We start from the raw sequence: 23,764 nt of genomic DNA, 5'->3' as shown, positions 1-23,764 counted from the left end.
AAGAATCTTTCGCCAAAGACGTCAAGCTGGAAAAGGATTGCATTGTGCAGCAAAACCGAATTTAGGTAGTCAATAGCCTTTCAGTAAATATTGCATTAACTTTTCAGAGGGATCACTGTCATAAATAATAAAAAAGCTAATGTTTAGCCGACAGAGTTTAGCTTAGGCAACTTCCAGGTTCCAATTCGCGCCATGCGTAGTGCGAGGTTTCTTTTTAACTTTTCCAAGAATGGCTTCGCTCGTAATTCATTCCGTGTTGAAGAGTCGGCCTCGTCTGTGGTCACTATGTTGACAGCGATTTCTGAGTACAGCTCCATAGCTCTTTTTGCGTACTTTTTGAGCGCAGCATTGAAATCAGGTGAGATCATTCTCTTTAATGTTAGCTTGCTCATGTCAGAGCCTGATTTCTCGATTAGTGTATTTGCAACGTATATTCCCCAGGGCGTTCCATGAATTCCGAGAATAGCTTTCATTATTGGATCGGAATCTCCCTCTTGTGCATTAAGCAGTTGTGCTCTTTCATTTTCTATTTCTTGGGCTAGGAGCCATGCAAGCATTACGCGTTCAGGTTTTAATCCGCGAGGAAATATGTTTTTATACGAGCGATCAAAAAGCTCGGCTTTCTTCGCTACTGACTCTAAAACCGTGTCTTCTGACATGGCAGCTAGATATTGTGTGATGCGATCAAGCTCTATTCGTTTGGCGCTTTTTGCAGTTTTTGCACCTTCCTGTTTAGGTGCATAAACGTATTCGATGGTAGAAAAGGCGCTTCGCAGACTCTCCTGAATGGGGTCTAGTAAGCGGACTGCTGCTAGCTTTACTGGATTCTGAGTATTGTTGTAACGGACGATGTCGGTTAATAAAGCTTTTTTGGCGCCCACTATTCTTGCGAGAACTTGTGCTTTGCCCGCATCTGGAGATTTTTCAATTGCTCGTGTCAAGCTAACCGTTGTCTGGCACCCGTTTACAACCGAAAATCGTCGTATTAGATACTTGTTGCCACCAACATTTTCGAAACTGTCGGCAACTATGGTAATTCCATTGTTTAGTGCCCAGAAGTCACCAGGTCGATTATTTGCCGTTTCGACAATTTTCTCATTAATTCCGCCTTTTCGTTCGCCGATAAAGAGGCGCACATTTCCTTCAAATAACTGATTGTTGTATTTTTCATGTAGCCTGGCTAGTTCAGATGCCGCTACGGAACCAACAATGGCTTGTCCGAAGTCACCCTTGATATCTGCGACTGGGCCGGAGAATGTAATTGCGTCTTCTGTGACATTACGGTCCGCCGCTCGAGCTATCACAAACTTGTCATAAATCGACTCTTGATATTCATAAAAAAAGGTTGCCTCTGGCCCATAGGTCCTTGCGCGCACTGTTGCTTCACGTTGTCTAGCAATTTGATCAGATTTTGCTGCTAGGGTTACAAGGCCAAAAACTCGAGAATAATGCGAGATGTCTACTTCTGTGAGAAGGTCAAATATATCTCGGCGTCCGCCATGCTGGAAAGAGATTGGATCATTAATGTTGGTAACTGCCGCAACCAGCGCATTCCACTTCTTGATTCCTGCGCTTCGATCCGCTCGGTCGGAAACGTAGCCTTGGAGAACATATACAACTTCTTGGTCATTATCGATATAGATAAAGTCGCAGCCGTTGTCCTCCGAGCCATCGACAGAGGCTGCGTCAATTGCCTCGTCTTCGTCAATCCCTAGCAACGTCGACGCGTACCACGCAGTGATGGCTTTATCTCTCGAGATACCGCCACGTTTTGCCACGCCATCGATAGCTGTCAGCATTTCCTTTCTGGGATCCACGTTGCTAGCCTTGGATGCCGTCGAGCCTTGACTGATACTTGCCAAAATTTTCTCCTCTGGTGGTTATTGCGCACAGTTTATGTAAATGCTCGTCAATACCAAAGCAAAAAGAGCTTGAGGCTTGACTTGAATTCAGAGTGTCACTGCATAGATTACAAAAAATTGACCCCAACTTTTTTCGACATGGTTGTGGGGGCGTTATAGGAAGGTTCGTATGAAACCGGAAGGGAAAAGCGTGTGCTACCAATCCTCCTTCACCGCCATCACCGCATCCCTCCCCGCCGCCGCTCGCCCAGCCAGCCACGCAGTCACCGTCCCCGACACCACCACCGCCGCACACAGCGCCCACAAGCGCGGGGCGGGGATGTTCATCTCCATCGTCCAGTGAAAACTCTGCGGGTTGACCACGTGCACCAGCACTACGGAAACGGCCAGGCCCAGCAGCACGCCAGCGATGGCGCCAATGCCCGTCCACGCCGCGCCTTCGCCTGCCACCACGGCCAGGATTTGGCGGCGGGTGAGGCCCAGGTGGGCGAGCAGGCCGAACTCTTTGCGGCGGGCCAGCACCTGGGCACTGAAGCTGGCGGCCACGCCGAACAGGCCGATGCCAATGGCCACGGCCTGCAGCCAGTAGGTGACGGCGAAGCTGCGGTCAAAAATTTGCAGCGAGCGTTCGCGGATGGATTGGGCGGAGACAAATTCGACCAGGGGCGGGTTGCCATCCACGTTGCTGTTGGCGGCACCTGAGTCGCTGGAGCCCGCTGGTGCTGCCGCGCTGGCCTGCTGCGCCGCGTTGCGGATGTGGCCTTGCAGTGCAGCCATGTCCACCCCCTCGGCAGGCCACAGGGCCAGATCGCTGATGCGGGTGTCGCCCGTCAGGTGCTGGTAGGCGGCGCTGTCGAGGGTAATGGCCCCGGTCTGGCGCACATAGTCGCGCCACACGCCTGCTATAAAAAACGTAGCTGCCTGCGCTTGATGATCGGGCGCTACAGGCATAAAAGCCTTGGAAAGTTCGGGCCACGCCTGGCCGGGGCGCACGCCGTACAGGTCCACCACCGCCTCGCTCACATACACGCCGATTTGCCCGGTGGGCACGGGCAAAGCGGGGCCGGTGAGGGGCAGCACCTGGGCGGGGTCGGTGCCAAGGGGGCGGCTGAGCACGGTGAGGGCGGGGCGGGCGGCGCTCAGTTGCAGGGGGCTGGTGCGCAGGGGCGATACCTTGTCCACACCCGGCAGGCGGGCCACCGCTTCGGCAAAGCCGGGGGGCAGCAGCGCAGCGTCGCCGCCAGCGGCTTGCAGTGCCGAGCGCACGTACAGCGGCGATGGCAGCACCGCGTCCAGCCACTGGATGACCGAGCCGCGAAAGCTGGCCACCATCACCGTCAGCGCCACGGCCAGGCTCAGGCTGGCCACCACGCCGCCCACGGCAATGGCGGCGGTGCCGCGCATGCGGCGCGCACGCTCCAGCGCCAGCAGGGTCAGCGGGTGGCGCACGGCCAGGGGCTGCAGCCGCTGCAGCAGCCAGGCCACGCCCCAGGGCAGCAGGGCAATGCCGCCCACCAGCAGCAGGCCAATCGCTACATAGGCCGCCAGTGGAATGCCAAAAATGGGCGGAAGCGCCGCCAATAAAGCGCTGGCAGCTATCAAAACCATACCCACCCAGCCCCGCCCGGCGCGCCCGCTGGCGCTGCCCATGCCTTTGAGGGTTTGCGCAGGCGGCAGGGCTTGCGCGGCGCGGGCGGGCCACCAGCCGCCCACCACGGCGGCGGTCACGCCCAGGCTGCCGTACAGCAGGGCGGCGCTCAAGCTCCACTGCAAGCGGGGCTGCACCCCGGCAAAGTAGCCACCGCCCAGGTCGCCACCCAGCAACTGCAGCGCTGCGCTGGCCAGGGCCGTGCCCAGTGCCAGCCCGGCCAGGCTGCCCACCAGGCCCAGCAGGGCCGATTCGGCCAGCACCAGCGCCAGTCGCTGGCGCGGGGTGGCGCCCAGCACGGCCAGCAGCGCAAACTGCGGCCCGCGCTGCGCCACGCTCAGGGCCAGCACCGAGAACACCAAAAACGCCCCGGTGAACAGCGCCACCAGCGCCAGCACCGTCAGGTTCACACGGTAGGCGCGCGAGAGGTTGCTCACCCGCTGCGCCGCATCGCCCGGCTCGGCCAGCGTGGCCTGCGCGGGCCAGCCGGGCAGGGCTTGCAGCGATTGTTGGAAGGCGCTGCGGTCGGTGCCGGGCTGCAGTTGCAGGTCGATGCGGGTGAGCTGGCCCACGCGGCCCAGCAGGTCTTGCGCAGCGCCAATGTCCATCACCGCCAGTGGGGCGCCGGGGGCGCTCACGGTGCCTGCCACTTGCACGGTCAGGGTTTGCAGGCCGGTTTGCAGTTGCAGCGTGGGGCGGGGCTGGGTGCCTTCGGGCGGCACGCCCAGCGCTTGCAGGGCGGCGGGGTTGAGGTAAACCGTGGCGGGGGCAAAGAGTGCATCGCGTGCCGCGCCTTCCCACGGCCGGGGCATGAGGGCCGGGGCCATGGCGGGCAGCAGCAGGGCATCGGCCCCCAGCAGGCGCAGGGGGATGGCGTCGTTGGAGGGGGCTTGTGCCTCGGTGGGGGCTGTGGATGCTGTGGAGGCTGCAGGGCGGGCCATGGCTGTGGCCTCCAGCACCGGGTTGGCGCGGGCCACGTCGGGGTGGGTGGCGATTTGGGCAAACAGGTCTTCGCCCAGCGTGCCCTGCATGGCGCGCACTTCCAGATCGGGCTGGCCGTTGACGGCGCGCACGGCCTGCGAGAACTCGTCCAGCGCCGATGCGTTGATGACGTGCACGGCAAACGCCAGCGCCACGCCCAGCATGACGGCAGCCACGGCGGCGGCGCTGCGCCAAGGGTGGTGGCGCAGGTCTTGCCACGAGAAGGTGCGAAGCAGTGCGAGCATGGGGGCATTGTGCCGCTGGCGTGGGGTGTGCCCTGGCTTCGACAGGCTCGAACGGGTGGGCTGGTTCAAAGTGCTGGTTCAAAGCGGCCCAGGCCATCGCAGGCTCAGCCCCAGTGGATGGGGGGCTGGGGGGCATGTGCTTTCCCCAACCGTTTACGCTGAGCTTGTCGAAGCGCTGCACTGTGCGACGCGTGGGTAGATTCAGCTGTGTAGGTCGGGTTAGCGCAGCGTAACCCGACGTCAACGCTGCGTGCCCTGTGGGCGTCGGGTTACGCCCTTGCGGGCTAACCCGACCTACGAGGTCTGGGTGGGCGTGCCCCGGCTTCGACGGGCTCAGCCCGAACGGGTATTTGGGGTTCCAAGAGATCCGTGCCATGGCGGGCCCAGCCCGAACGGGTGGGGTGATGTGCCCTGGCTTCGACGGGCTCAGTCTGAACGTGTGGGGCGGGGCTTTGGGGTGCGCCTTCCCCCGACCGTTCACGCTGAGCTTGTCGAAGCGCTGCGCGAGGCGGCGTAACGCGTAGGCGGGCTCAGCCCACCATGCCGCTGGCCGTCAGCCGCAGCACCCGGTCGGCGCGGGCTGCGGCGGCGTCAGAGTGCGTGACCAGCACCAGCGATGCGCCGTGCTCGCGCGTTTGGGCCAGCAGCAGGTCCATGACCAAAGCTGCCGTGGTGGGGTCGAGGTTGCCGGTGGGCTCGTCGGCCAGCAGCAGGCCGGGGCGGTGCACCAGGGCGCGGGCGATGGCCACGCGCTGCAGTTGCCCGCCGCTCAGTTGCTGGGGCAGGCGGTTGCCCAGCGTGCCCAGGCCCACGGCATCGAGCATGCGTTGAACACGCGCAGGGTCTGTCTGGCCCAGCAGCATCAGCGGCAGGGCCACGTTTTGCGCCACGTCCAGGTGCGGCAGCACGTGGAAGGCCTGGAACACAAAGCCCACATGGGCGCGGCGCCACAGGGCGCGGGCGGTGTCGTCCAGGTCGGCCAAGCGGGTGCTGGTGCCAGCCTGGGCGGTGTAGGTGATGTCGCCCTGGTCCCACTGGTCCAGCCCGGCCAGGCAGTTGAGCAGGGTGGATTTGCCCACGCCCGAATCGCCCACGATGGCCACAAACTCACCAGGCGCCACGCTGAAGTCCACCTGCGAAAACACCGCGGTGCTGCCGTAGTGCTTGCCCAGGTGCTGGACGGACAGGGTGGGCGTGGGGCTCAGCGTGGGGGCGGGCATGGACGGGTGGGCTGGTGGGCTGGTGCGGGGTGGGCAGTCGCGGGGTGGGCAGAAGGGCCAACAGGGGATTGGGCCAAGGGGATAAAGGGCCGTTGGGGCTTTGCGCTCAGGCGCTGGTTTCTTTGGATGCGGCGGCTGGCTTGTCTGCCTGGTCCAGCCGCTGCAGCACGGCCTGCACCAGTGCGGCCACGGCGGTGGGCTGGTCGCAGGCGATGGCGTGGCGCTCGGGCATGCTGCGCAGCCAGGTCACCTGGCGCTTGGCCAGCTGGCGAGTTGCAACGATGCCGCGCTCGCGGAAGTGGGCGATGTTCAGCGGCGCGTCGGGGCCTTTGCGGGCCTGGTAGTCCAGCTCGTCCCACGCTTGCCGGTAGCCCACGCAGCGCATCGATGGCAGGTCGGCATGCAGGTCGCCGCGTGCGCGCAGGCCGCGCACCTCGTCCATAAAGCCTGCGGCCAGCATGGCGTCAAACCGCTGGGCTATGCGCTCGTGCAGCCAGGCACGGTGGTCGGGTTCTAAAGAAAAAAGGGCTGTAGCGCCTGCTGCGCTTGCGCTGGCAGCTCCTTTTTTTGTAGTGTGAAAGCTCGACAGTGGCTGGCCCGACACATGCCACACCTCCAGCGCACGCTGGATGCGCTGGCTGTCGCCCGGCGCCAGGCGGGCGGCGGTGGTGGGGTCTACCTTGGCCAGCTCGGCGTGCATGCCAGGCCAGCCAATGGCCTGGGCCTGGGCTTCTAGCTGGGCGCGCACCTCGGGGTCGGCGGCGGGCATGTCGTCAATGCCGTCGATCAGCGCCTTGAAGTACAGCATGGTGCCGCCCACCAGCAGGGGCAGGGCACCGCGTGCGCGGATCTCGGCGATGAGGCGCGTGGCGTCTTGCACAAACTCGGCAGCGCTGTAGGCCTGCAGCGGGTCGCGGATATCGATGAGGTGGTGCGGCACGGCGGCGCGCTCTGCCGCCGTGGGCTTAGCGGTGCCAATGTCCATGCCCCGGTAGACCAGGGCTGAATCGACGCTGATGATTTCGACCGGCATGCGCCGCCCCAGCACGGCAGCCAGGGCCAGCGCCCCGGCGGTTTTGCCCGATGCGGTAGGGCCTGCCAGCGCAATGTTGGGCAGGTGTTCAGGCAGCATGTCGCGGTTCTCCAAATTTTTGTACCAAAGTCCAGGATGTAATGCCCAGCACGACGGACCAGAACAGCACGCCGTAGATCAGCGGCCAGAGGGTGCCGTTGAGGTGGGAGCCTACCCAGCCGCCCGTGGCAAAGGCGGCCAGCATCATCACAAAACCATTGAGGGCCGAGGCCACGCCCGCCGCCTGCGGAAACGGCCCGACCGAGCCCGTTTGCCCGCAGGGCTGGTGGATGCCGTGGCCCAGCATGAACAGGTAAAACGGCGCCAGCAGCGCCACCGGCTGGTGCCAGCCCGCCAGGGCCACCAGGGCCATGCCGCAGCCGCCCAGCAGGCTCAAGCCCCCTGCCATCGCCACGGTGCGGCGCAGCCCCAGGCGCGCGAGCAGATAGCGGCACAAAAAAGTGCCCACAAAATACGCCGCGCTGGTGGACAGCAGCATCCAGCCGTATTGCGTGCGGGTGAGCTGCAGCACCTCGATGAACACGAACGACGACGCCGCTAAAAAAGTGAACAGCCCGCAGTACGTGGCCGTGGTGAGCAGCGAAAACGCCCAGAACGTGGGGTGCCCCAGCACCAGTCGCCAATTGCTCAGCAGCGTGGTGGGCTGCAGTGCCAGCGGGTTTTTGTGCTGCACTGTCTCGGGCATGCGCAGCGCCACCAGCGCCAGCGTGGCCAGCGCGTAGGCCGTGACGGCCAGCAGCGCCGCACGCCAGCCCAGCCACTGCGCGAGCATGCCGCCCAGGGGCGCGCACAGACAGGCCACCACGCCCAGCCCGGTCAGGGCTTTGGACATGGCGCGTGCCCCGGTCAGCGGCGTGTACAGGTCGCGCACGATGGCGCGGGCGCACATCACCACCGCGCCCATGGCCGCGCCTTGCAGCACGCGCCACACGATCAGCAGGCCCATGCTGGGGGCCAGGGCGCTGGCCACCGATGCGGCGGTGTACATGCCCAGGCCCGCCAGCAGCACCGGGCGGCGGCCAAGGCGGTCAGACAGCGGGCCCCACACCAGTTGCGAGCAGCCAAAGGCCAGCAGCAGCGCGCTGAGCGTGAGCTGGCCAGCAGCCACGGTGGCACCCAACTCGCGGGTGAGTGCGGGCAGCGCGGGCAGGTACAGGTCGGTGGTGACGGGCTGGATGCTTAGCAGCAGGGCCAGCACCAGAATGGCCAGGCCGGGTGTGGGCGAAGGCGGCGTGGCAGGCGTGAGCGGCGCAGCGCCTGCGGTGGCAGAAGGGGCAGACATAACCGGCTGAGGGTACCAGATGGGGGAGGGGGCTTGTCCCTGTCGGCCCGGTCATGCTGGGCATGGCAAAACGCTGCGCAGGGCTTCGACAGGCTCAGCCCGAACGGGCGAGAGATGTTCCAAGAGGTCTGAGCCATCGCGGACTCAGCCAGGAGGACTTTGGTGCGCATACTTTTCCCCAGTCCGTTCACGCTGAGCTTGTCGAAGCGCTGCACAAGGCTTCGACAAGCTCAGCCCGAACGGGTGGGATGGTGTTGCAGGCACCGTGTGGGCTATCGGATCTTAAACAGCGAGGCCAGCGCCTGCCGGTATTGCCCCTGGCCCACGGCGTTGGTGTTGTGGTGCGAGCCGCCTTCGACCAGGATGAACTGCTTGGGCTCCTGGGCGGCGTCAAACAGCTTGCGGCCCAGCGCGGGCTGGATGAGGGTGTCCTCGCTGCCGTGCACCACCAGCAGGGGCGACCCAATTTCGGCCACCTTGCGCACCGATTCAAAGCGCTGGGTGATGAGGGGAGACACCGGCAGCCAGCCCCAGCGGAAGGTGCTCACCACATCGGGGATGCTGGTGAAAGTGCCCTCTACCAGCGTGCCTTTCTCGTCGTCCACACTGCGGGCCAGATCGATGGCAATGGCACCGCCCAGCGAGTGGCCAAAGATGTAGCGGGGCGCATTGGGGTGCTGCTGCGCCAGCCACTGCCAGGCGGCGCGGGCGTCTTCGGCGGCGGTCACCTCAGAGGGCAGGCCCGCGCTGCTTTTGCCAAAGCCCCGGTAGTCAATCGCCAGCACCGAAAAACCCAGCGCGTGCATGCGCCTTATGCGGCCAGACGAGCCCGCCACGTTCCAGCGTGCACCGTGCAGGTACAGCAGCACGGGTGCATGGCTGCGCGGCTGCGGCATCCACAGGCTGTGCAGGCGCTCGGCCTGGCCGGTGGTGGCCGACGGGAATTCGATCCACACGTCCTGCATGCCCTCGGTGGACTGTGCGCCGCCCCAGCTGCGGTCGCTGGGCTGGAAGATCCATTCGCGCTGCTTGGCGTCCAGCGTGGCGCAACCAGCGGTGATGGCCACAGCGGCGGCCAGGGCGAGGAAGAGGGGCGTGCGTCTCATGAAAGCGAGTGAGTCGGCCCGGGGGCAGAAAGTTCTGGTGTGTTGGCGCTCATGGGCCTGCATTCAGCCACCGCAAGCCGTTTACCGCAAGCCTGCCGGGGTGCTGGGCCCCCGCTTCGACAGGCTCAGCCCGAACGGGTGTTGCGTATTGCAGGCCCCTCCCTGCAGACGCATCAAAAATGCTGCGACGCCCGGTGCTGGGGCGATGTGGGCTCAATGGTCAAATCCCCGGCGTCCGAGGTGTTCACCCCTGCTGTCAGCCGCACCCGCAGGGCCAGGTCGGTGCGCGAATCGGCATTGTGCAGGGCTTCTTCCAGCGAAATACGGCCTTCGGTATAGAGCTTGTACAGCGCCTGGTCAAAGGTGCACATGCCCGATTCGGTGCTGTGGCCCATGGCCTCCTTGATGCCGGAGAACTCGCCTTTGCCGATCAGGTCGGCAATGTAGGGCGAGGTGAGCATCACCTCCACCGCAGGCACCAGCTTTTCATGCAGGCCGGGGATGAGCCGCTGCGACACCACGCCCGCCAGGTTCAGGCTCAGGTCCATCAGCAACTGGTGGTGTGCGTCTTCCGGGAAGAAGTTGATCACCCGCTCCATGGCCTGGTTGGCGTTGTTGGCGTGCAGGGTGGACAGGCACAGGTGCCCTGTCTCGGCATACGCAATGGCCTGCTTCATGGTGTTGCGGTCGCGGATCTCGCCGATCATGATCACGTCGGGCGCTTCGCGCAGCGCGTTCTTGAGCGCCTCTTCGTACGACTGGGTGTCGATGCCGACCTCGCGCTGGTCCACCACCGAGAGCTTGTGCGAGTGCAAAAACTCCAGCGGGTCTTCAATGGTGAGGATGTGGCCCGTGGTGTTTTCGTTGCGGAAGTTGAGCATGGACGCCAGCGTGGTGGACTTGCCCGAGCCCGTGGCGCCCGTCACCAGCACCAGCCCGCGCTTGAGCATGACCAGTTTCTCCAGCACCGGAGGCAGACCCAGGGCGGCTAGCGGCGGAATCTTGTTCTTGATGTAGCGCACTACCATGCCGGTCTCGCCGCGCTGCACAAATACGTTCACCCGAAATCGCCCCAGGTTCTCGGCCGAGATGGACAGGTTCATCTCCTGCTTGGCCTCGAACTCGCTGATCTGGCGTTCGTTCATGATTGAGTACGCCAGCTGCTTGACCTGGCCCGGCAACAGCGCGGGCATCTTGAGCGGGTGGGTGATGCCCTCGATCTTCACGTTGACGGGCGCCCCCACGCTGAAGAACAGGTCCGAGCCCGCCTTCTCGACCATGAGGTTCAGGAAGTTGAAGATTTCCATGCGCTGTATTCCTCCACGGGTTGCACCTCCGGGGCCTTGAAGGTGTTTTTGGTCCAAGGCGGGAGACTGTCGGTCAGCATACTGGCATTGGAGGCGTCGGCCAAATGAAAAAAGGGGGCTTGGAACAGGTTCCTGAAGCCCCCTTGCTTGGCGGCCCTGAGGGCTGCGCGTTACACCACGCCCTGGGCCAGCATCGCGTCGGCCACCTTCACAAAGCCTGCCACGTTGGCGCCGTCGATGTAGCTCACGCTGCCATCGGCGCGCTGGCCGTAGCGCAGGCAGGCGGTGTGAATGCCTTGCATGATCTGCAGCAGGCGGGCGTCCACTTCTTCGCGCGGCCATGACAGGCGGGCCGCGTTCTGGCTCATCTCCAGGCCCGAGGTGGCCACGCCGCCTGCGTTGCTGGCCTTGCCGGGGGCATACAGCACGCCTGCGGCTTCAAAAGCCTTGGCCGCTTCGATGGTCGAGGGCATGTTGGCGCCTTCGGCCACGCACAGCACACCGTTGCGGATCAGGGTGGCGGCGTCTTGGGCGTCCAGCTCGTTTTGCGTGGCGCAGGGCAGGGCCACGTTCACCTTCACATGCCAGGGGCGCACACCGGCTTCAAACTTCACGCCCGTGCGCTGGGCGTAGTCGCTCACGCGGCCATAGTGGTGGTTCTTCACGTCCATCAAGATGGCCAGCTTCTCGGGGGTGAAGCCGTCTTCGTCCACGATGGTGCCGCTCGAATCCGACACCGTGATCACCTTGGCGCCCAGCTCCATGGCCTTTTCCACCGCGTATTGCGCCACATTGCCCGAGCCCGAAACCGACACGCGCAACCCGTCAAACGAGCGGCCACGGGTCTTGAGCATTTCTTGCGCAAAGTACACCGTGCCGTAGCCGGTGGCCTCGGGGCGGATCAGCGAGCCACCAAACGACAGGCCCTTGCCGGTGAATACGCTGGCCGCGCTGTTGGCCAGCTTTTTGTACATGCCCGCCATGAAGCCCACCTCGCGGCCGCCCACGCCGATGTCGCCTGCGGGCACATCGGTGTCGGGGCCCACATGGCGGTACAGCTCGGTCACAAAAGCCTGGCAAAACCGCATCACCTCGCCCGCGCTCTTGCCCTTGGGGTCAAAGTCGCTGCCGCCCTTGCCGCCGCCCATGGGCAGGGTGGTCAGCGCGTTCTTGAAGGTTTGCTCAAACGCCAAAAACTTCAGCACCGACAGGTTCACCGAGGGGTGAAAACGCAGCCCACCCTTGTAGGGGCCAATCGCCATGCTGTGCTGGATGCGGTAGCCCCGGTTGACCTGCACGCTGCCGTGGTCGTCCACCCATGACACGCGAAACATCACCGTGCGCTCGGGCTCCACCAGGCGCTCCAGCAGGCCGTGCTCAGCGTAGCGGGGATTCTTCTGGATGAAAGGCCACAGGCTTTCCATCACCTCTGTGACAGCTTGCAGAAACTCGGGCTGACCCGGGTTGCGAAGAGAGACCTGGGAGAGGAAGCTGTCCACGGATTCGTATTTCATGTCGAAAAAGGCTTTCTGCATCAAAACAACAGGCAAGGCGCTGCGCACCAAATTATGTCAAACCGTCATAAGGTAATGCACAAACTTGGTGATTTGAGAGGTTGATTGCATTGTTTTGGTGCTTTGCCTTCTGTTTTTGCTCTGTTTTGGTGCTTTGACACTGTGGGTATGTCTGGCACATGACACTGCAGGCACATCGTCATGGCGCTGTCACAAGGCGGGCCCACAGTGCGCCGCTGGGATCACATACAACGAGGAGAACTGCAATGCACACTGACATCGATCGCACGTCCCGGGGCCTTTTCCGAGGCATTCCCCATGGCATTCGGCCCGCTGCGCTGGCCCTGGCTGCTGCGCTGGCCCTGGCGGCCTGCGGCGGCAACGACAGCCCCAGCTACCCCACACTCAATGGCGAGACCCCTTTGGTGATTGGCCACCGGGGCACGGCAGGCTACCGCCCTGACCACACGCTGGAGGGCTACAAGCTCGCCATCGACATGGGCGCCGACTTCATCGAACCCGACCTGGTGGCCACCAAGGACGGCGTGCTGGTCGCCCGCCACGAGCCCAACATCACGGGCACCACCGATGTATCCACCCGCGCTGAATTTGCCAGCCGCAAGACCAAGAAGGTGGTCGACGGTGTGGAAGAAGAAGGCTGGTTTGTTTCGGACTTCACCCTGGCAGAAATCAAAACCCTGCGCGCCGTGCAGCCCCTGTCGGACCGCGACCAGTCGTACAACGGCAAATTCTTGATTCCGACCCTGGAAGAAGTGCTGGACCTGGCCAAGACCGAAGGCGCCAAGGCGGGCCGCACCGTGGGCGTGTACCCCGAGACCAAGCACCCCACCTTCCACGCCAAGCTGGGCCTGCCGCTGGAAGACCGCCTGCTCACCGTGTTGGCCAAGTACGGCTACACCACCAAGGCATCGCCAGTGATCGTGCAGTCGTTTGAGGTGTCCAACCTCAAGTACCTGCGCACCAAGACACAAATCCGCTTGGTGCAACTGGTCGATGCCGATGATGTGAACCCCAATGGCACCATGTCGCTGGTGGCCCCGTACGACAAGCCCTACGACTTTGCGGTGGCCGGTGATGCCCGCACCTTCGCCAGCCTGCTCACCCCCGCAGGCCTCAAGGAAGTCAAGACCTACGCTGACGGCATTGGCCCCTGGAAGCCGTACCTGATCCCCTCAAAGCAGGTGGACGCCAACAACGATGGCAAGGCCGACGACCTGAACGGCGACGGCAAGATCGACGAGCGCGACCGCGTGATGATGCCCGCCACCTCGGTGGTGAAGGACGCCCACGCCGCCGGCCTGTTTGTGCACGCCTACACCTTCCGCAACGAAGCCAAGCGCCTGGCCTCGGACTTCAAGGGCGACCCGAAGGCCGAGTACAAGCTGTTCTTCAACCTGGGTGTGGACGGCGTGTTCAGCGACTTTGCCGACACGGCCAAGGCCGCGCGGGATAACTGATACCGGGCACCGGATGAGCGCGTGCTGCAGCGCGGCACACAGCACCAACGGCCATGCAAGCCCACCGCCTGCATGGCCGTTGTCTTTGTGCAGGTTCTTAATCCAGCACGTCGATCGAGCGGAACACCCGCTGCAATTGCGGGTCGGCCGTGTGCTGGCAGGCATGCACCTGCAGCAGCAGGTGCGCCACAAACCGCTGCGCTGCAAAGGGCAGGGGGCCGTGGCCGCGTTGCAGCACCCCGGCGGTGTGGGGCTCAAAGGGTTCTTGCAGCCGCAGCGGCGTGATGCGGCCGTGCGGGCCTTCGGTCTCTATCAGCGGCCAGGGGCAAAACGACACCATGTCACTGTGCGCCACCAGATGCAGCAGCAGCGACGCCGAGTGCACCAGGTGGATGCGCCGGGTGGGCACCGCGATGCCGTGGCGCAAAAAGAGCTTTTCGAAAATGCCGCTCTCTTCGCTGGGCGTGTAGTTCAGCAGCCAATCGCAGTCGTGCAACTCGTGCAGTGACCGGGCTTGCACCAACGGGTGGCCGGTGCGCGCCACCACGGCCGCCTCGTAGCGAAACAGCGGCGTGGCATGCAGGTCTTGCGCGGCGCTGCCGGTGGGCACGCGGCCAATCAGCAGGTCAATGCTGCCCTCGCGCAGGCGGGGCAGGGCCACGGCCGACAGGCCTTCGAACAGCTCCAGCCGCACCTGGGGCAGCTCGGCACGAAAGCTGGCCAGCACGGGGGGCAGCAGGCTGTGGGCAATCCATGGTGTGACGGCCACAGACAGGCGGATGTGGGCCTGCGGGTCGCGCAGTGCGGCCATCTCGGCCTCGGCTTGCTCTAGCTGGCCGGTAACGAGCTGGGCGTGCCGCAGCAGCACCTGCCCGGCGGCTGTGAGCACCATGCCACTGCTGTGGCGCTGGAACAGGGGCAGGCGGTGGGCCTCTTCCAGCTCGCGCAGGCCCTGGGTCACGGCGGCCTGGGTCACACCCAAGGTGCGCGCTGCGGCCCGCACGCTGCCGCACTCGGCCAGTGCCACCAGGTAGCGGATCTGGTGCAGCTTCATCGACAGGTGAGGGGGCGTGCGCGTGGCGTCCATGCCTTGAATGATGCACTTTCTGTGCCTTGGGTCTGCAGGGGCATGGCGCAGCTTGTCGGGCCAAGCAATGCTGGTCTTCTGCCGCTACCAAGCGCTGCCTAGACTGCGCCGCATGACCCAAGACCTTTTGCAAACCGCCGTGTTGCCCGGCATCCGTGCGCTGGAGACCGAGATGGTGGCCCTGCGCCACCACATCCACGCCCACCCCGAGCTGGCTTTTGAAGAATTTGCCACGAGCGACCTGGTGGCCGAGCGCCTGACCGCCTGGGGCTACGAGGTGCACCGGGGCCTGGGTGGCACGGGCGTGGTGGGCACGCTGCGTGTGGGCCACGGCAGCAAACGCCTGGGCCTGCGGGCCGACATGGACGCACTGCCCATCCACGAGGCCACGGGCCTGCCCTACGCCAGCCGCCACGCGGGCAAGATGCACGCCTGCGGGCACGATGGGCACACCGCCACTCTGCTGGCCGCAGCGCGCCACCTGGCACAGACGCGGTCTTTTGATGGCACGCTGCACCTGATCTTTCAACCCGCCGAAGAGGGCCTGGGCGGGGGGCGCAAGATGGTGGAAGACGGCCTGTTTCAGCTGTTTCCGTGCGATGCCATCTTTGCGCTGCACAACATGCCGGGCTTCCCCGCAGGGCAGTTTGGTTTCATGCCGGGCTCGTTCATGGCGTCGTCTGACACCGTCATCATCAAAGTGCGCGGCAAGGGTGGTCACGGTTCAGCGCCGCATTTGTCGTGGGACCCGGTGGTGGCCTCTGCACATCTGATTCTTGCCTTGCAAACCGTGGTGTCGCGCAACGTCGATCCACGCGACATGGCCGTGGTGACCGTGGGCGCCATCCATGCAGGCGACGCGCCCAACGTGATCCCGAACGAGGTGGAGTTGCGTCTGTCGGTGCGCGCCTACCGGCCCGAGGTGCGCCAGCAGCTGCGTGAGCGCATCACTGCGCTGGCCCATACCCAGGCCGCTGCGCTGGGGGCTGAGGCCGAGGTGGAGTACCGCTGGCGCTACCCCGCGCTGGTTAACGACCCCGCCTGCACCGCCATCGCCCGCCAGGTGGTGGTGGACTGGCTGGGGGAGGGCGCCCTGATCCCCAACCTGCAGCCCCTGACGGGCAGCGAGGACTTCTCTTTCATGCTTGAAGCCTGCCCTGGCAGCTACTTCATCGTGGGCAACGGTGAGGGGGACACCCATGGCACGGGCGGCTGCATGGTGCACAACCCCGGCTACGACTTCAACGACCGCATCCTGCCGGTGGCCGCTTCGTACTGGGTCAAGCTCACCGAGCACTTCCTGTCGGCCCAGGCCACAGCCTGATCGCCCCCGCCTTTTCTCTTGTTGATTGCGAGCTATTCCATGACTCTGCCTTTGCTTGATGCGGCTTCTGCTGCAACGTCCCGCCGTGATGTCCTGCGCGGTTTGGCCGCCTTGGGTGCTGCCGGGTGGGCACTGCCCGGCAGTGCCCAAGCTGCCTACCCCTCTAAACCCATCAAGTTCGTGGTGGGCTATCCCGCCGGGGGCTCGGTAGACCTGATTGGCCGCGTGCTGGCCGATGCATTGGGTCCGCGCCTCAAGGCCACCACGGTGGTCGACAACCAGGGCGGTGCGGCGGGTGCCATTGCCGCGCAACGCGTAGCCACTTCCTCGCCAGATGGCTACACGCTGCTGGTCGGCTCCAGCAACGAGCTGGTGGGTACCCGCGTGGTCAACCCCGCCCAGCGCTATGACGGTCTCAAGGACTTCACCCCCATCGGCATGATGGCCACCGCCCCGGTGGTGCTCACGGCTGCGCCGCACACGGGCATCAAGTCCATTCCTGAACTGCTCGACCTGTTGCGCCGCAATCCTGGTAAATACAGCTACGGCAGCTCGGGCGTGGGCTCCACGCTGCACTTTGCGGGCGAGCTGTTCAAGCAAAAGGCCGGAGTGTTCATGACGCACATTCCCTACCGGGGCGTGGCGCCGCTCACCAGTGACCTGGCCGGTGGCAGTCTGGACTTTGCCGTGCTGTCGCCCAGCTCGGCCATGCCCTTCATCCGCAGCGGCCGTATCACCGCGCTGGCCGTGAGCAGCACCCAGCGCCTGGGCAGCCTGCCCCAGGTGCCTGCGATGACGGAGTTTGCGCCCCTCAAGGGCTATGAGCTGGTGGGCTGGTACGCCCTGATGGCCCCCAAGGGCCTGCCCGCCGACGTGACCGCGCTGCTGGCGAGCCACCTGCAGGCCACGCTGCAAGACCCCGCCGTGCGCAAGAAGCTGGAAGACGCGGGCATGGTGCTGGCCACCGGGCGCGAAGACATCGCCCGCTTCATGGCCGATGAGAGCAGCAAGTACGAAAAACTGGCGGCCTTCGCGAAGATGCGCGAATCCTGAGCTGGCTGGCTGGCAGGTGTGGCTAAGTGTGGCTAAGTGTGGTCGGGCGTGCGTGGGTCCGCACAGGGATGGTCTGGCGCGCTGCCTCACCGCCCGCGCAAAAACAACCCGTCCAGCTCTTTCATCGACAACTGCCGCCAGGTGGGGCGGCCATGGTTGCACTGGTCGCTGCGGTCGGTGGTTTCCATCTGGCGCAGCAGGGCGTTCATCTCGTCTAGGGTGAGCTTGCGGTTGGCCCGCACCGCGCCGTGGCAGGCCATGGTGCCCAGGATTTCATTGCGGGCGCGTTGCACCACGGTGGTGGCGTCGTGCGCGGCCAGTTCGGCCAGCACGCTGCGGGCCAGTTCTACCGCATCGCCCTGCGCCAGCGTGGTGGGCACGGCGCGCACGGCCAGGGTTTTGGGTGAGAAGGGCACGACCTCCAGCCCCAGCGTGGCCAGCACCTCGGCAGACTCTTCGGCGGTGGCTACTTCTTGCGGCGTGGCGGCGAAGGTGGCGGGGATCAAGAGCGGCTGGCTGGCAATGCGGGCGCCACTGTCTACCTGGGCCTTGAGGCGTTCGTACACGATGCGTTCGTGGGCGGCGTGCATGTCCACAATCACCATGCCCTGGGCGTTTTCGGCCAGGATGTAGACGCCGTGCAGTTGCGCCACGGCGCGGCCCAGGGGCCAGGCGGATGCGTTGTCGCCGCGCTGCTCGGGCCACACCATGGCTTCGCTGGCGGGCGCATCGCTTGTGGCGGGGCTCATGGCCCCCATCGCCGCCGCATTCGCATCCCCATTCGCCGCATTGGGGGGCAGAGCAATGGAGGCTGGCGTGGTGCTTTGGCCCGTGGCCTCGCCGGGCTGCGCCGAGGGTGCCCACAGGCCGCCCAGCGCAGCGTCTGGCGCCGCTGGGGGAGGGGTTTCGCGTGGCGCCCACAGGGCCTGCAGGTCTTGCACGCGGTGGCCGCGCTCTTCAAATTTGATAGCTGCTTGCGCTTGCCAGGCGGGCGCTAGAGGCCTTTTTTGTTCTAAATCTGTGGTGTTGGCCACAGGTGCTGCACCGTCGCCTGCGGCCTGGGCGGCATTGGCCGCCGCCAGGGCCGCAGCGCGGGGTGCGGCCAGGGCGTTTTCCACCGCGTGGCGCACGGCTTGGTGCACTTCGCGGCTGTCCCGAAAGCGCACTTCGATCTTCGTGGGGTGCACGTTCACGTCCACACGGGCGGGGTCGATCTCAACGTACAGCGCGTAGATGGGCTGCTTGTGGCCATGCAGCACGTCCTCGTACGCGGCGCGGGCGGCGTGGGTGAGCACCTTGTCGCGCACAAAGCGGCCGTTGACGTAGCAGTACTGGTGGTCGGGGCGCGAGCGGGCCGCGTCGGGCAGGCCTGCACGGCCGGTAACGGTGACGGGCCCCACGCGGTGTTGCACGGTGACGGACTGCTGCACGAAGTCTTCGCCCAGCACGTCGGACAGGCGGCGGGCCAGCGCGTCTTGTGGGTTGCCTTCGCCGGGCACAAAGGTGGCGCGCCATTGCTCCACCAGCTTGCCTTCGTGCCAGATGGCAAAGCCCACATCGGGCCGCGCCAGCGCGTGGCGGCGCACCGATTCAATGCAGTGCGCCAACTCGGTGGCGTCGGTCTTCAAGAACTTGCGGCGCGCGGGGGTGGAGAAGAACAGCTCCTTGACCTCGATGGTCGTGCCCTGGCTGCGGGCGGCGGGGCGCAGCTCGCCGCTGCGGGCGTCCAGCAAAAAGGCGCTGGCCTGCGTGGGCGGGCGCGAGAGCAAGGCCATCTCCGATACCGAGCTGATGGCCGCCAGCGCCTCGCCCCGAAAGCCCATGGTGGCCACGGTTTCCAGGTCGTGCAGGTTGGTGATCTTGCTGGTGGCATGGCGGCGCAGCGCAACAGGCAGCTCTTCGGGGGGAATGCCCAGGCCATCGTCCTCGACCGATATCAACCGCACGCCACCGGCCAGCAGCCGCACGGTGATTTGCGTGGCCCCGGCGTCCAGGGCGTTGTCCACCAGCTCGCGCACCACCGAGGCGGGGCGCTCCACCACCTCGCCAGCCGCAATCTGGCTGATGAGTTCGTCGGGCAGGTCACGGATGGGGCGGCGCGCGGCCAGGGGGGCGTCGGTGGTGGAGTCTGTTGGGTTCACCGGACGGATTTTAGGCGTCGGGTTGGTGGGGATTTGGTTACAGGGCCATAGGGATAATGCGGCCTGTTTTTGATACATCCCACACCAGCCCCCAAAGGCCAGCCCATGGAAATAGTGACCTTTCTGATCGACTTCATCCTGCACGTAGACAAGCACCTGGAGGCTTTCGTGCAGACCTACGGGATGTGGGTGTATGCGCTGCTGTTCCTCATTGTGTTTGTGGAAACGGGCGTGGTGGTGATGCCGTTTTTGCCGGGCGATTCGCTGCTGTTCATCGTGGGCGCGCTGTGCGGCGCGGGGATGATGAACTTTCCGCTGGCGTGCGCTGTGTTGGTCGCCGCGGCCATTTTGGGCGACCAGTGCAACTACAGCATTGGGCGTTACTTTGGCCCCAAGGTGTTCCAGTGGGAAGACTCGCGCTGGTTCAACCGCAAGGCGTTTGACCAGGCCCACGCGTTTTACGAGCGCTATGGCGGTATCACCATCGTGATCGCGCGCTTCATGCCCTTCATCCGCACGTTTGCGCCTTTTGTGGCCGGTGTCGCAGAGATGAGCCGTGCCAAGTTCACGGCCTTCAATGTGGGCGGTGCGCTGCTGTGGGTGCTGGGCATTGCCACGGCAGGCTACTTCTTTGGCAACTTTGCCTGGGTGAAGGAGAATCTGGACAAGATCATCTGGGCGCTGATCTTGGTGCCGGGTGTGATCGCGATCTTTGGGGCCTGGCGTGCGGGCCGCCAATCGAAGGCTGCGGCCTGATATTTTTGCTATCAATTAAATAGCTGCTAGCGCTTGCTAATCAAGCGCTGGCAGCTATTTTTTTGAAATTTTCGGATCAACGGCGTCTTTGGCGCTGGTCCTTGTCTTCTCCAATCTCATGGCCCACCAGGGCGCCGGCTGCGGCCCCGCCAATGGTGCCCAGGGGGCCGCCCAGCAGCACATGGCCTGCCACGCCGCCTGCGGCAGCCCCGACGCCGGTGCCGATTTGTGCATTGGTGGGGTTGGAGGCGCAGCCGCCCAGGGCCAGAGCGGCGGTGAGGGCGGTCAGCCCGATCCAGTGACGAGATTGCAGCATGGTGTGCTCCTTTGGCATGGGGTTGGGTGAGAACCTTTTTCTTGAGCCACTGCGGTGCAGCAGCCCATGCCTAGACTGTGGCGCAGGCGCGGCGTTTGCCGCGTCGGCCAACGGAATGGGAGCTTGTAGGAAGACAGGCCTGAAGCGCGACAGGCTCCTCAGGCTGTGCACCCAGGCCAGGGAGCGTTACACCGATCGGCTGCGCGCCAGCGGCGGGTTCTTGGCGAAGTAGCGGGTGATGCCGCGCATGAGCGCATCCGCCAGCTCCTGCTGGTAGGTGCTGCTGCGCAGGCGGGCCTCTTCTTCGGGGTTGCTGATGAAGGCGGTCTCCACCAGCACGCTGGGAATGTCGGGGGCCTTGAGCACGGCAAACCCGGCTTGCTCCACGCGGGGCTTGTGCAGCTTGCCGATGTTGCCAATCTCGCCCAGCAGCACGGTGCCGAGCTTGAGGCTGTCGTTGATCTGCGCGGTGGTGCTCATGTCCAGCAAGGCGCGTTGCACATGCTGGTCTTTGCTTTGCACGTTCAGCCCGCCCACTAGGTCGGCCTGGTTTTCTTTGTTGGCGAGCCAGCGGGCGGCGGTGCTCGATGCCCCGCTTTGGCTCAGCGCAAACACGCTGGCGCCGCGTGCGGCCGGGGTGGTGAAGGCGTCGGCGTGGATGCTGACGAACAGGTCGGCCTGCACGCGCCGGGCTTTTTCCACCCGCGTGCCCAGGGGCACGAAGAAGTCGCCGTCGCGGGTGAGAAAGGCGCGCATGGGGTTGCCGCCCACGGTGGTGGCGTTGATGCGGTCGCGCAGCAGGTGGGCCACGCGCAGCACCACGTCTTTTTCACGCGTGCCTGCGGGGCCGATGGCGCCGGGGTCTTCACCGCCGTGGCCGGGGTCCAGCGCCACGATGATGATGCGGTCGGTCTGCGTGGCCGTGGCGCGCCCGCCAGCGCGGTTGGTCGCCACGTTGGAAGGGGCGGGGGCGGTCGCAGGCTCGGCAGGTGAGGGGGCTGCGCTGGGGCCAGGGCGGTTGCTGCGCTGTGCGATCAGGTCGCCCAGCGGGTCGGCGGGCTCTGCCGCCTTGGCTGGCGCTGGCGCAGGTGCTGCGGCGGTCTTGTCGCCGCCGTGGCCTGGGGTGCCCGCGTCGCGCAGCCGCTCGGCAATCAGCGCTTCCAGTGGGTCCACGGGCTCGGCGGGGTACAGGTCAAACACCAGGCGGTGCTGGTAGGCCGCGATGGGCGGCAGGGTGAACACCTGGGGCTGCGCGGCCTGCTTCAAATCGACCACCAAGCGCACCACGCCGGGGGCGTTTTGCCCTACGCGGATGCCCGCGATGTTCGGGTCGTCGGGCTTGACCTTGGCCACCAGCTCGCGCAGTTCGGGGCTCAGGTCAATGCCTTCAATGTCCACCGCCAAGCGCGGCGGGGTGGTCACAAAGAACTGCTTGGCCACCAGCTTGGTGTCTGATTCGATGGTGACGCGCGAATACTCTGGCGCGGGCCACACGCGCACCGCCACGATGGTGGCGCCGCGTGCAATCTGCTGCGTGCCCAGCAGCAGCACCAGGCTGCCCGCCTGCAACAGGTGGCGGCGGCTGGGGGTGTAGGCGTTGTCCGTCTTGGTGGGGTGGTCCATGCTTGCGTCGGCAGTCATGCGCTCGGTCCTTGGCTCCATCCTTGGGTCAGCCCTTGCACCAGGCTGCGCCCGGTGGCGGTGCCTGCGTGCAGGGTGACTTTCCTTTCGGTCTCGTCCATTGCTTCAATGGTGATAGCAAGGTCTGCAGTCGGGGTCAGCGCTGCAGCCTTTTCGGGCCATTCTGCCAGCTTGAGGCCCGGGCTGGCAAAGATGTCTCTGAACCCCGCGTCTTCCCACTCGCGCGGGTCGTCAAAGCGGTAGAAGTCAAAGTGCCAGATGGCCAGCTGTGCGGTCTCGTGGGGTTCCACCACGGCGTAGGTGGGGCTTTTGATGCGGCCTTGCACGCCCAGGGCGCGCAGCAGGTGGCGCACCAGCGTGGTCTTGCCTGCGCCCAGGTCGCCGTGCAGGGTGACGAAGGCATGGGCCAGCGCAGGCTGCGCGGCAAGCTGCTGGGCCCAGGCGGCGGTGTCTTCTTCGCTGCGCCAAACGAATGTGGCTGGGCCAGGGCTGGGGCTTTCTACAATCTGGCCGGTATGTGGTGCAACAGTCAACTCGTTCCTCAAATGCAGGAGTGGGCCCGCGAGCTGGGATTTTCCCAAATCGGCGTGGCGGGGGTGGATTTGTCCGCGTCAGAGCCTGGGTTGATGCAATGGCTGGCGCAAGGGTTCCATGGTGACATGCATTACATGGCCGCACATGGCTTAAAGCGTGCGAGGCCTGCAGAGCTGGTGCCCGGCACCGTGAGCGTGATCACCGCGCGCATGGACTACCTGCCCCAGGGGCGCGACCACAACCCGGCCGTGGTCCAGGCGGGCGGCTGGCAGGCGATGGAGTTGCAGCGCCTGCAGCAGCCCGGCGAGGGCATTGTCTCGATGTACGCCAGGGGGCGCGATTATCACAAGGTATTGCGTGCGCGGCTGCAAAAGTTGAGTGACCGCATCGCCGAGGCGGTGGGCCCGTTCGGCCACCGCGTGTTCACCGACTCCGCCCCCGTGCTGGAGGCCGAGCTGGCCGCCCGCAGCGGCCAGGGCTGGCGCGGCAAGCACACGCTGGTGCTCAACCGCGAGGCGGGCTCAACCTTCTTTCTGGGCGAAATCTATGTGGACATGCCTTTGCCTGCCACCGAGCCTGTGACGGCCCACTGCGGCAGTTGCAGCGCCTGCATTGATGCCTGCCCCACGCAGGCCATCGTGGCGCCGCACCGGGTGGATGCGCGGCGGTGCATTTCGTACCTGACCATTGAACACGCGGGGCCCATCCCGCTGGAGTTTCGCCCGCTCATGGGCAACCGCATCTACGGCTGCGACGACTGCCAACTGGTGTGCCCCTGGAACAAGTTCGCCCAGGTCAGCCGCCTGCCAGACTTTGATGAGCGCAAGGGCCTGGCGGGGCAGCAACTGGTGCACCTGTTTGCCTGGGACGAGCCCACCTTTTTGCGCATGACCGAGGGCGGCCCCATCCGCCGTATTGGCCACGAGCGCTGGCTGCGCAACGTGGCCGTAGCCCTGGGCAATGCCCTGCGCCAAACGGGTGCGGCAGACGTGCGCGCTGCCCTGCAGCTGCGCGCCCAAGACCCCAGCGCGCTGGTGCGCGAGCATGTGGCCTGGGCGCTGGAGCAGGCGTGACTTCAAGCCTACTTTAAGTGTTTTATGCCTCTAGCGCTTATTTGATAAGCGCTGGCAGCTATCAAATGGATAGCGGTTTGCCATTGGGCTGGTCGATGGGCCC

General features: G+C 64.8%; 18 protein-coding genes. 5 read left to right on the top strand and 13 right to left on the bottom strand.

Features of this window, described 5'->3' with window-relative positions; all coding sequences use genetic code 11:
* Positions 1-143 precede the first annotated feature (143 nt).
* The 8 genes from C8C98_RS02695 to gdhA form a co-directional block, all read right to left on the bottom strand.
* Complete coding sequence (locus C8C98_RS02695) at positions 144-1,862, bottom strand: AIPR family protein (protein WP_199726536.1); 1,719 nt, start codon at positions 1,860-1,862, stop codon at positions 144-146.
* A gap of 195 nt (positions 1,863-2,057) precedes the next feature.
* Positions 2,058-4,736: an FtsX-like permease family protein gene (locus tag C8C98_RS02690; protein WP_121455977.1), complete on the bottom strand. Its 2,679-nt coding sequence runs from the start codon at positions 4,734-4,736 to the stop codon at positions 2,058-2,060.
* A 530-nt stretch (positions 4,737-5,266) separates the two neighbouring features.
* A complete protein-coding gene (locus C8C98_RS02685) occupies positions 5,267-5,956 on the bottom strand; it encodes an ABC transporter ATP-binding protein (RefSeq protein ID WP_121453027.1) in 690 nt (229 codons plus the stop codon).
* A 106-nt stretch (positions 5,957-6,062) separates the two neighbouring features.
* Positions 6,063-7,088: a tRNA (adenosine(37)-N6)-dimethylallyltransferase MiaA gene (miaA, locus tag C8C98_RS02680; protein ID WP_121453026.1), complete on the bottom strand. Its 1,026-nt coding sequence runs from the start codon at positions 7,086-7,088 to the stop codon at positions 6,063-6,065.
* Positions 7,078-8,331, bottom strand: a complete 1,254-nt coding sequence (locus C8C98_RS02675) for a multidrug effflux MFS transporter (protein WP_121453025.1) — start codon at positions 8,329-8,331, stop codon at positions 7,078-7,080. Before C8C98_RS02675 ends, miaA begins: the two co-directional genes overlap by 11 nt.
* Before the next feature lie 272 nt (positions 8,332-8,603).
* The gene (locus tag C8C98_RS02670) at positions 8,604-9,437 is read right to left on the bottom strand and encodes an alpha/beta hydrolase (protein WP_121453024.1); all 834 of its coding nucleotides are present in this window, start codon (positions 9,435-9,437) and stop codon (positions 8,604-8,606) included.
* A 173-nt stretch (positions 9,438-9,610) separates the two neighbouring features.
* On the bottom strand, positions 9,611-10,744 hold the full coding sequence (locus C8C98_RS02665) for a PilT/PilU family type 4a pilus ATPase (RefSeq protein ID WP_121453023.1): 1,134 nt from the start codon (positions 10,742-10,744) through the stop codon (positions 9,611-9,613).
* A 170-nt stretch (positions 10,745-10,914) separates the two neighbouring features.
* The gene (gdhA, locus tag C8C98_RS02660) at positions 10,915-12,258 is read right to left on the bottom strand and encodes an NADP-specific glutamate dehydrogenase (protein ID WP_121455976.1); all 1,344 of its coding nucleotides are present in this window, start codon (positions 12,256-12,258) and stop codon (positions 10,915-10,917) included.
* 266 nt (positions 12,259-12,524) lie between these two features.
* Between gdhA and C8C98_RS02655 the strand changes: the two genes are divergently transcribed.
* Complete coding sequence (locus C8C98_RS02655) at positions 12,525-13,736, top strand: glycerophosphodiester phosphodiesterase (protein WP_233574430.1); 1,212 nt, start codon at positions 12,525-12,527, stop codon at positions 13,734-13,736.
* 97 nt (positions 13,737-13,833) lie between these two features.
* Here C8C98_RS02655 and C8C98_RS02650 read toward each other — a convergent pair whose 3' ends face one another.
* Positions 13,834-14,823, bottom strand: coding sequence for a LysR family transcriptional regulator (locus tag C8C98_RS02650; RefSeq protein ID WP_233574429.1), 990 nt, complete (start codon positions 14,821-14,823; stop codon positions 13,834-13,836).
* 112 nt (positions 14,824-14,935) lie between these two features.
* Between C8C98_RS02650 and C8C98_RS02645 the strand changes: the two genes are divergently transcribed.
* Entirely contained in the window at positions 14,936-16,147 is a 1,212-nt protein-coding gene (locus C8C98_RS02645; RefSeq protein WP_121455973.1) for a M20 aminoacylase family protein, read from the top strand.
* 39 nt (positions 16,148-16,186) lie between these two features.
* Positions 16,187-17,200, top strand: a complete 1,014-nt coding sequence (locus C8C98_RS02640) for a tripartite tricarboxylate transporter substrate binding protein (protein WP_121453022.1) — start codon at positions 16,187-16,189, stop codon at positions 17,198-17,200.
* 86 nt (positions 17,201-17,286) lie between these two features.
* On the opposite strand, the gene mutL is transcribed toward C8C98_RS02640, so the two are convergent.
* Positions 17,287-19,419 carry a DNA mismatch repair endonuclease MutL gene (mutL, locus tag C8C98_RS02635; protein ID WP_370450308.1) on the bottom strand — a complete coding sequence of 711 codons (2,133 nt, stop codon included), beginning with the start codon at positions 19,417-19,419 and terminating at the stop codon, positions 17,287-17,289.
* 27 nt (positions 19,420-19,446) lie between these two features.
* Here mutL and C8C98_RS02630 point away from each other — a divergent pair, with 27 nt between their 5' ends.
* Positions 19,447-20,097 (top strand): DedA family protein, encoded by a 651-nt coding sequence (locus C8C98_RS02630; protein ID WP_121453020.1) that lies wholly within the window; start codon positions 19,447-19,449, stop codon positions 20,095-20,097.
* Positions 20,098-20,173: 76 nt separating this feature from the next.
* Here C8C98_RS02630 and C8C98_RS02625 read toward each other — a convergent pair whose 3' ends face one another.
* The 3 genes from C8C98_RS02625 to tsaE form a co-directional block, all read right to left on the bottom strand.
* Complete coding sequence (locus tag C8C98_RS02625; RefSeq protein WP_099658755.1) at positions 20,174-20,413, bottom strand: glycine zipper 2TM domain-containing protein; 240 nt, start codon at positions 20,411-20,413, stop codon at positions 20,174-20,176.
* Positions 20,414-20,599: 186 nt separating this feature from the next.
* Positions 20,600-22,054 (bottom strand): N-acetylmuramoyl-L-alanine amidase, encoded by a 1,455-nt coding sequence (locus C8C98_RS02620; RefSeq protein ID WP_199726535.1) that lies wholly within the window; start codon positions 22,052-22,054, stop codon positions 20,600-20,602.
* A complete protein-coding gene (gene tsaE, locus C8C98_RS02615) occupies positions 22,051-22,587 on the bottom strand; it encodes a tRNA (adenosine(37)-N6)-threonylcarbamoyltransferase complex ATPase subunit type 1 TsaE (RefSeq protein WP_099741821.1) in 537 nt (178 codons plus the stop codon). Before tsaE ends, C8C98_RS02620 begins: the two co-directional genes overlap by 4 nt.
* A gap of 12 nt (positions 22,588-22,599) precedes the next feature.
* Between tsaE and queG the strand changes: the two genes are divergently transcribed.
* Entirely contained in the window at positions 22,600-23,661 is a 1,062-nt protein-coding gene (gene queG, locus C8C98_RS02610; protein ID WP_121453019.1) for a tRNA epoxyqueuosine(34) reductase QueG, read from the top strand.
* Positions 23,662-23,764 lie beyond the last annotated feature (103 nt).

It is taken from the genome of Acidovorax sp. 106, from assembly GCF_003663825.1.
Taxonomy (GTDB): domain Bacteria; phylum Pseudomonadota; class Gammaproteobacteria; order Burkholderiales; family Burkholderiaceae_C; genus Acidovorax.
This window is presented reverse-complemented; position numbering and strand designations above follow the sequence as displayed.

Excerpts from the sequence above, each read along its gene's own strand:
- C8C98_RS02690 (WP_121455977.1), bottom strand. The coding sequence starts at position 4,736 with ATGCTCGCACTGCTTCGCACCTTCTCGTGGCAAGACCTGCGCCACCAC.
- C8C98_RS02685 (WP_121453027.1), bottom strand. The coding sequence starts at position 5,956 with ATGCCCGCCCCCACGCTGAGCCCCACGCCCACCCTGTCCGTCCAGCAC.
- miaA (WP_121453026.1), bottom strand. The coding sequence starts at position 7,088 with ATGCTGCCTGAACACCTGCCCAACATTGCGCTGGCAGGCCCTACCGCA.
- C8C98_RS02675 (WP_121453025.1), bottom strand. The coding sequence starts at position 8,331 with ATGTCTGCCCCTTCTGCCACCGCAGGCGCTGCGCCGCTCACGCCTGCC.
- C8C98_RS02670 (WP_121453024.1), bottom strand. The coding sequence starts at position 9,437 with ATGAGACGCACGCCCCTCTTCCTCGCCCTGGCCGCCGCTGTGGCCATC.
- C8C98_RS02665 (WP_121453023.1), bottom strand. The coding sequence starts at position 10,744 with ATGGAAATCTTCAACTTCCTGAACCTCATGGTCGAGAAGGCGGGCTCG.
- gdhA (WP_121455976.1), bottom strand. The coding sequence starts at position 12,258 with ATGAAATACGAATCCGTGGACAGCTTCCTCTCCCAGGTCTCTCTTCGC.
- C8C98_RS02655 (WP_233574430.1), top strand. The coding sequence starts at position 12,525 with ATGCACACTGACATCGATCGCACGTCCCGGGGCCTTTTCCGAGGCATT.
- C8C98_RS02650 (WP_233574429.1), bottom strand. The coding sequence starts at position 14,823 with ATGGACGCCACGCGCACGCCCCCTCACCTGTCGATGAAGCTGCACCAG.
- C8C98_RS02645 (WP_121455973.1), top strand. The coding sequence starts at position 14,936 with ATGACCCAAGACCTTTTGCAAACCGCCGTGTTGCCCGGCATCCGTGCG.
- C8C98_RS02640 (WP_121453022.1), top strand. The coding sequence starts at position 16,187 with ATGACTCTGCCTTTGCTTGATGCGGCTTCTGCTGCAACGTCCCGCCGT.
- mutL (WP_370450308.1), bottom strand. The coding sequence starts at position 19,419 with ATGTATCAAAAACAGGCCGCATTATCCCTATGGCCCTGTAACCAAATC.
- C8C98_RS02630 (WP_121453020.1), top strand. The coding sequence starts at position 19,447 with ATGGAAATAGTGACCTTTCTGATCGACTTCATCCTGCACGTAGACAAG.
- C8C98_RS02625 (WP_099658755.1), bottom strand. The coding sequence starts at position 20,413 with ATGCTGCAATCTCGTCACTGGATCGGGCTGACCGCCCTCACCGCCGCT.
- C8C98_RS02620 (WP_199726535.1), bottom strand. The coding sequence starts at position 22,054 with ATGACTGCCGACGCAAGCATGGACCACCCCACCAAGACGGACAACGCC.
- queG (WP_121453019.1), top strand. The coding sequence starts at position 22,600 with ATGCAGGAGTGGGCCCGCGAGCTGGGATTTTCCCAAATCGGCGTGGCG.